Origin of the sequence: Micromonospora sp. NPDC049580, assembly GCF_040675595.1 — a bacterium.
In the GTDB taxonomy this organism is placed as follows: domain Bacteria; phylum Actinomycetota; class Actinomycetes; order Mycobacteriales; family Micromonosporaceae; genus Micromonospora.
In genome coordinates this window covers 1-6,505 of sequence record NZ_JBFAPG010000368.1, presented here as the reverse complement: position 1 = coordinate 6,505, position 6,505 = coordinate 1, and the positions used below count along the sequence as shown (strand labels likewise).

The following is a 6,505-nucleotide window of genomic DNA, read 5'->3' as shown; positions in this document are numbered from 1 at the left end:
CCGGTAATCGGACACTCGGTGTTGCGTGGAGTGAAGCAGAGCAAAGGACCGGCAGAGGTGCCCGTGCCGCCCCGGAGGCGAGCATGCGGACAGGCGGGGGCGAGAACTAGTGGGCGCCGAGGTGAGCCAGGAGGTCCTGGCGGGTCAGGACGCCCTTGGGCTTGCCGTCGACCAGGACCAGCGCGGCGTCGGACTTCTCCAGCAGGCCGACGGCCTCGCTCACCGGCTGGCCGCCACCGATCATCGGCAACGGGTTACCCATGTGCCGCTCGATGGTGTCGTGCAGGTGGGCCTGACCGGTGAACAGCGCGTCGAGCAGATCCCGCTCGGCGATCGAGCCGGCGACCTCACCGGTCACCACCGGCGGCTCGGCCTTGAGCACCGGCAGCTGCGAGACGCCGTACTCGCGCATGTAGTCGATCGCGTCCCGGACCGTCTCGGTCGGGTGCACGTGCACCAGCTCGGGCAGGCCGCCCGGCTTGCTGGCCAGCGCGTCGGCCACCGTCGGCTCGTGGCCGGAGTTGTCCAGGAAGCCGTACCGGGCCATCCACGAGTCGTTGAAGATCTTGGAGAGGTAGCCGCGACCGCCGTCGGGCAGCAGCACCACCACGACGTCGTCCGGGCCGGCCTTGCGGGCCACCTCCAACGCGGCGACCACGGCCATCCCGCAGGAGCCCCCGACCAGCAGGCCCTCCTCGCGGGCCAGCCGCCGGGTCATCTCGAAGGACGCCTTGTCGGAGACCTCGACGATCTCGTCGGCCACACCCCGGTCGTACGTCTCCGGCCAGAAGTCCTCGCCGACGCCCTCCACCAGGTACGGCCGGCCGGTGCCGCCGGAGTAGACCGAGCCCTCCGGGTCGGCCCCGATGACCCGCACCCGCCCCTCGGACGCCTCCTTCAGATACTGCCCGATGCCGGAGATCGTCCCGCCGGTGCCGACGCCCGCCACGAAGTGCGTGAGCCGGCCCTCGGTCTGCTTCCACAGCTCCGGGCCGGTCGTCTCGTAGTGCGAGCGCGGGTTCGCCGGGTTGCTGTACTGGTCGGGCTTCCACGCGCCGGGAATCTCGCGGGTCAGCCGGTCGGAGACGTTGTAGTACGAGCGCGGGTCCTCCGGCGCGACGGCGGTCGGGCAGACCACCACCTCGGCGCCGTACGCCCGCAGCACGTCCTGCTTGTCCTGACTGACCTTGTCGGGGCAGACGAAGACGCACTTGTAGCCCTTGAGCTGGGCCACCAGGGCGAGCCCGACGCCGGTGTTGCCGCTGGTCGGCTCGACGATCGTGCCGCCGGGCCGCAGCAGGCCCGCCGCCTCGGCGTCCTCGACCATGCGCAGCGCAATCCGGTCCTTCACCGAGCCGCCCGGGTTGACGTACTCGACCTTGGCGAGCACGGTGGCCTGGATGCCCTCGGTGACGTTGCGCAGGCGGACCAGCGGGGTGTTGCCGATCATGTCGACGACGTTGTCGTAGTACTGCACGGTGTGCCCTTCGTTGCGGCGCCGGCGACGGCGGCCGGGCAGACGTATCCTCGCCGACCAGCGTACGTGCCGTCAGGGCACCAGCCCCCCGGGGATGACCGAGCTGCGTCGGGCCTCCCATTCGAGGAAACGGTCGGTCTCGGCGAGCACGCTGCCGGCCAGCCAGGTGATCATCACCGCGTCGTCGGCCAGCCCGAAGATCGCCAGTGGGATCTCCGGCAGCAGGTCGATGGGCGAGACGATGTACGCCGTGGCCGCCGTCATCAGGGCCAGCCGGAGGCCACCGTCGTACTCCCCCCGGGTCGTGGCCCGGATCATCCGGGGCAGCGCCGCCAGTCGGCTGCCCAGCGAGGGCCCGCCGCGCGCCCCCGCCGCCAGTGCCCGCGCCAGGGCCGTGAACGCCGCGCTGCGCTTCAGTGTCTTCCCCATCGTCGCGCTCCTCTCCGCCGGATCAGCGTGGCGGGTCGGCGCAAGTCGGCCGGCCTCCACCGGACAGGTACCCCGTCTCGTCGGTTTCCAGGCACTCCCGAGCCGGGACGACGACAGCGGCGTGTCGGGCCGGCGCGATAATGTCGGCATATGGGGGTCGCTGGTTCTGTCGTACCCGTTGGTCCGCGCTGGCGGCAGGCCTGGCGGATCGCCCGGCTGGCGGCTATCGGGACGGGCGCCACCGCGGCGGCCGCGATGGCGACCGGCGGGGTGCTGCTCGGCCAGGCCCGCCAGGCCCGGCGCACCATCCCGATGGCCGAGGCCCCGCCGCCGCGCTGCGACGGGATGTACGGCGCGAAGTTCCCCGGCCCCCCGCTCACCATGGTCGTGCTCGGTGACTCGTCGGCGGCCGGCTACGGGGTGCACCGCCGCCGGGAGACACCGGGGGCGCTGCTCGCCACCGGCCTGTCCCGGCGGCTGCACAGGCCGGTCCTGGTGCGCCGTTTCGCGGTGGTCGGCGCCATCTCCGCGGCGCTCCGGCACCAGGTGGAGGCGGCGTTGGAGTGTGCGCCGGACATCGCGGTGATCCTGATCGGCGGCAACGACATCACCAACCGCACGCCGCGCGGCCTGGCGGTGCGCTACCTGGTCGAGGCGGTCCACGCGCTGCGCGACGCCGGTTGCGAGGTGGTCGTCGGCACCTGCCCCGACCTCGGCGCGATCCGGCCGATCCAGCCACCGCTGCGCTGGCTGGCGCACCGGTGGAGTCGCCAGCTCGCCGCCGCCCAGACGGTGGCGGTGGTCGAGGCGGGCGGCTCGACGGTGTCCCTCGGCGACCTGCTCGGCCCACGGTTCGCCGCCGAACCGCACCGAATGTTCGCCTGGGACCGGTTCCACCCCTCCGCCGAGGGGTACGCGATGGCCGCCGCCGCTCTGCTGCCGACGATGCTCTCGGCGCTCGGCTCCGGGCCGGAGCGACGGGCCACACCGGCGCGGGGCGAGGGCGTACGGTCGCTGCCAAAGGCCGCGCAGGAGGCGGCCCGGCACGCCGGCACCGAGGTCAGCGGCACCCAGGTCCGGGGCCGCGACCGAGGACCGGCCGGCCGGTGGGCGCAGCTGCGTCGCCGGGCGTTCTTCGGTGTCAACACGGTGCCGCAGTCCGGCTCCGCGACGGACACCTCGACAGTGGAGGGACTGGCATGAACGAGCGCAGCGAGCGGGGCGTGACCGCCGGTCTTCCCGGCCGCCTGGGTCGGGCGGCGGCGCTGTCGCTGCTCGCCGGCACGGTGGGCGGCGCCGCCGTCCTGGCCGGTGAGGCGTTCGTCGCCCGGCACCGGCGCTACGCCGAGCCGGAGCTGGGGTTGGCGTTGCGGGCGACGATCGGCCGGGCCGACGCCGCGCCGCTGCGGCTGGTGCTGCTCGGTGACTCGTCGGCGTTGGGCGTGGGCGTCGACCGCCTCGACGACACCATTGGCGGACAGTTGGCCAACCTGCTCGCCGAGGGCCCGACCGGCCGCCGGGTGCACCTGTCCAGCGTCGGCGTCTCCGGGTCGCGCTCGACGGACCTGGCCACCCAGGTCGCCCGGGCCCTGCTCGGCGAGCGGCCCGACGTGGCGCTGATCCTGATCGGCGCGAACGACGCCACCGGGCTGCGCCGGCCCGCCGACGCGTCCGCCTATCTCGGGGCGGCGGTGCACCGGCTGCGGGAGGCGCGCGTCGAGGTGGTGGTGGGCACCTGCCCCGACCTCGGCGCCGTACGCGCCATCGCGCCGCCGCTGCGTCAGCTGGTCGGCTGGTCCGGGCGGCGGATGGCCCGCGCGCAGACCACTGCGGTGTTGGAGGCGGGCGGCGCGGTGGTCGACCTGGCCACCGAGACCGGGCCGGTCTTCCGGGCCGACGCGGGGACGCTCTGCCACGACGGCTTCCACCCGTCCGCCGACGGCTACCGGGTGTGGGCGCACGCCCTGCTGCCGGCCGTCGTGGCCGCGGCGGCGGTCGCCTCCCGGCGCTAGAGCACGCCCGGCCGGGGTGACATTTCCCGCCGCGCCTGCTTCTTCCGTGCCATGTTACCGGCGGGTTAACGTTGGCTCATGCCGATTGAGTCGTCCCGCGACGCCGTCATCGTCGCTACCGCCCGCTCCCCCATCGGCCGGGCGCACAAGGGGTCCCTGCGCGATGTCCGCTCCGACGACCTCGCCGCGACCATCGTCCAGGCCGCGCTGGACAAGATCCCCGAACTCGACCCGACCACCATCGACGACATCTACCTCGGGTGCGGCCTGCCCGGCGGTGAGCAGGGCTTCAACATGGCCCGCGTGGTGGCCACCCTGCTGGGGCTGGACACCGTTCCCGGCGCCACGCTGACCCGCTACTGCGCCTCCTCGTTGCAGACCACCCGGATGGCGCTGCATGCGATCCGCGCCGGCGAGGGCGACGTGTTCGTCTCCGCCGGTGTCGAGATGGTCTCCCGCTACGCCCGCGGCAGCTCCGACGGGCTGCCTCCCGAGGCGCAGGCTCTCGTCGGCGGCGGCTGGGAGAACCCGCGCTTCGCGACGGCCGCTGAGCGCTCGAAGCGCCGCGCGCAGGGCGGCGCCGAGGTCTGGACCGACCCGCGCGAGGCCGGTGAGCTGCCGGACATCTACCTGACCATGGGGCAGACCGCGGAGAACCTCGCCCAGGTGTACGACGTGACCCGCGCCGACATGGACGAGTTCGGTGTGCGCAGTCAGAACCTCGCCGAGAAGGCCATCGCCGACGGCTTCTGGGCCCGGGAGATCACCCCGGTCACCACGCCGGACGGCACCGTGGTGAGCACCGACGACGGCCCCCGCGCAGGCGTCACCCTGGATGCGGTGGCCGGCCTGAAGCCGGTGTTCCGTCCGGACGGGCGGATCACCGCGGGCAACTGCTGCCCGCTCAACGACGGCGCCGCCGCCGTCGTCGTGATGAGCGCCCAGCGGGCCGAGGAGCTGGGCCTGACCCCGCTGGCCCGGATCGTCTCCACCGGCGTGACCGCGCTGTCGCCGGAGATCATGGGTCTCGGACCGGTCGAGGCGTCCCGGCAGGCGCTACGCCGGGCCGGCATGACCATCGACGACGTCGACCTGGTCGAGATCAACGAGGCGTTCGCCGCCCAGGTGATCCCCTCCTACCGGCAGTTGGGCATCCCGGAGGAGAAGCTGAACGTCATGGGCGGCGCGATCGCGGTCGGCCACCCGTTCGGCATGACCGGCGCCCGGATCACCGGCACCCTGCTCAACGCGCTGGAGTGGCACGACAAGACCATCGGTCTGGAGACCATGTGCGTCGGCGGCGGCCAGGGCATGGCCATGGTGCTCGAACGCCTGAGCTGACCCGACGTCAGAGCGCGCCGCGGGTCGCCGTCACCTCGGCGGCGGCCCGCGCCAGCGCCTCGGCGTCGGCCCCGGCGGCCAGCAGGTCGGCCGTCACCACCCGCAACTGGTCGGGCAGGGCCAGGTCGTTGTCCAGCCGGGGCACGGTCCGGCGGGGCTGTCCCTCGGCGTCGGCGGCCAGATTGGCGATCTCCTGCACCAACCGGTGCATCAGGTCGGCGCGGGGCACGTTGCCGGTGGTCGCGGCCGCCGCCCAGCGCGGCTGCTCCCAGTGCCCGACCTGGCGGACCAGCAACTGCACGGCCCGCTCCAACTCCGCTGCGCTCATCGCCGCCGAGTCTACGGCCGGCGCCGGCCCCGACATTCCGGGCCGCTCAGCGGCGCAGGTAGCTGAGCAGCCGTAGCAGCTGCCAGTAGAGGAAGACCAGGCCGGTGAGCAGGCCGAACGCGCTCAGCCACGCGTACCGGCGGGGTCGGCCGTCGCGCACCGAACGCTCGACGAGGTCGAAGTCGAGGATGAAGCTGAACGCACCGGCGATGATCGCCACGACCGAGAAGGCGTACGGCAACCAGCCGACCTCCCCGCTGACGCTGTAGACCGCCAGCCCCGGCCGTCCGGAGATCAGGTACGACACCAGGTTGACCACGCTGAGCACGGCGATACCGAGCAGCGTGCCGATCACCAGGCGGGCCAGCCGGGGCGTCGCGCGGATCACCCGGGCCCGGTACAGCGCCGCCATGCCGAGGAAGACGCCGAAGGTGCCGGCCACCGCCTGCACCACGATCCCGGGGTAGACCTGCTGGAAGGTCCGGCTGGCGACCCCCAGCAGCAGCCCCTGGAGCACCGCATAGCCGACGATCGGCACCGGGTTGGTGATCCCCCGCAGCGAGATGACCAGGACCAGCACGATCGAGGCCAGGGCGCTGCCGGCCAGGGCCGCCCCCAACCACACCGCGTCGGGCACCACCGCCCAGGACACCGCGGCGGCCGCGCCGGTGAGCAGGAGCAATCCGACGGTACGCACCACCACGTCGTCGACGGTCATCGGCTCGACGTCGCGGGAGCTGACCACCCGGGACTCCAACCGGCCGGTCTCGTCCAGCCGGTTGAGCACCGGGTTGTTGCTGCGCACCGTCGCCTCCTTCGCCCGCGTACCCCTCGCAGTCACTCTGCCCCGGACGGCCCGGCGGCGGCGGCGAAACGGCGCGGACGACGGCGCCCGCCCCCGCGAGAGCGGGAGCGGGC

General features: G+C 73.6%; 6 protein-coding genes and 1 pseudogene. 3 read left to right on the top strand and 4 right to left on the bottom strand.

Annotated elements, in window-relative coordinates; genetic code table 11:
* Nucleotides 1-106 precede the first annotated feature (106 nt).
* Both AB0J68_RS24165 and AB0J68_RS24160 read right to left on the bottom strand, forming a co-directional pair.
* Nucleotides 107-1,477 carry a cystathionine beta-synthase gene (locus tag AB0J68_RS24165; protein ID WP_354854182.1) on the bottom strand — a complete coding sequence of 457 codons (1,371 nt, stop codon included), beginning with the start codon at nt 1,475-1,477 and terminating at the stop codon, nt 107-109.
* A 72-nt stretch (nt 1,478-1,549) separates the two neighbouring features.
* Nucleotides 1,550-1,906, bottom strand: coding sequence for a YkvA family protein (locus AB0J68_RS24160; RefSeq protein WP_354854181.1), 357 nt, complete (start codon nt 1,904-1,906; stop codon nt 1,550-1,552).
* Nucleotides 1,907-2,056: 150 nt separating this feature from the next.
* Here AB0J68_RS24160 and AB0J68_RS24155 point away from each other — a divergent pair.
* The 3 genes and pseudogenes from AB0J68_RS24155 to AB0J68_RS24145 form a co-directional block, all read left to right on the top strand.
* Nucleotides 2,057-3,129: pseudogene (locus AB0J68_RS24155) on the top strand (SGNH/GDSL hydrolase family protein); the annotation flags it as partial.
* Nucleotides 3,106-3,918: an SGNH/GDSL hydrolase family protein gene (locus tag AB0J68_RS24150; RefSeq protein WP_363940546.1), complete on the top strand. Its 813-nt coding sequence runs from the start codon at nt 3,106-3,108 to the stop codon at nt 3,916-3,918. The pseudogene AB0J68_RS24155 and the gene AB0J68_RS24150, both read left to right, overlap by 24 nt.
* A 78-nt stretch (nt 3,919-3,996) precedes the next feature.
* The gene (locus tag AB0J68_RS24145; protein WP_363940545.1) at nt 3,997-5,259 is read left to right on the top strand and encodes an acetyl-CoA C-acetyltransferase; all 1,263 of its coding nucleotides are present in this window, start codon (nt 3,997-3,999) and stop codon (nt 5,257-5,259) included.
* A 7-nt stretch (nt 5,260-5,266) separates the two neighbouring features.
* Here AB0J68_RS24145 and AB0J68_RS24140 read toward each other — a convergent pair whose 3' ends face one another.
* Together AB0J68_RS24140 and AB0J68_RS24135 are read right to left on the bottom strand one after the other, a co-directional pair.
* Nucleotides 5,267-5,587 carry a hypothetical protein gene (locus tag AB0J68_RS24140; RefSeq protein WP_354854177.1) on the bottom strand — a complete coding sequence of 107 codons (321 nt, stop codon included), beginning with the start codon at nt 5,585-5,587 and terminating at the stop codon, nt 5,267-5,269.
* A 46-nt stretch (nt 5,588-5,633) separates the two neighbouring features.
* Entirely contained in the window at nt 5,634-6,392 is a 759-nt protein-coding gene (locus tag AB0J68_RS24135) for a Bax inhibitor-1/YccA family protein (RefSeq protein WP_354854175.1), read from the bottom strand.
* Nucleotides 6,393-6,505: the final 113 nt, after the last annotated feature.

Bases quoted from the DNA above. Each gene is read 5' to 3' on its own strand.
- AB0J68_RS24150 (WP_363940546.1), top strand. From the start codon at position 3,106: ATGAACGAGCGCAGCGAGCGGGGCGTGACCGCCGGTCTTCCCGGCCGC.
- AB0J68_RS24160 (WP_354854181.1), bottom strand. From the start codon at position 1,906: ATGGGGAAGACACTGAAGCGCAGCGCGGCGTTCACGGCCCTGGCGCGG.
- AB0J68_RS24140 (WP_354854177.1), bottom strand. From the start codon at position 5,587: ATGAGCGCAGCGGAGTTGGAGCGGGCCGTGCAGTTGCTGGTCCGCCAG.
- AB0J68_RS24145 (WP_363940545.1), top strand. From the start codon at position 3,997: ATGCCGATTGAGTCGTCCCGCGACGCCGTCATCGTCGCTACCGCCCGC.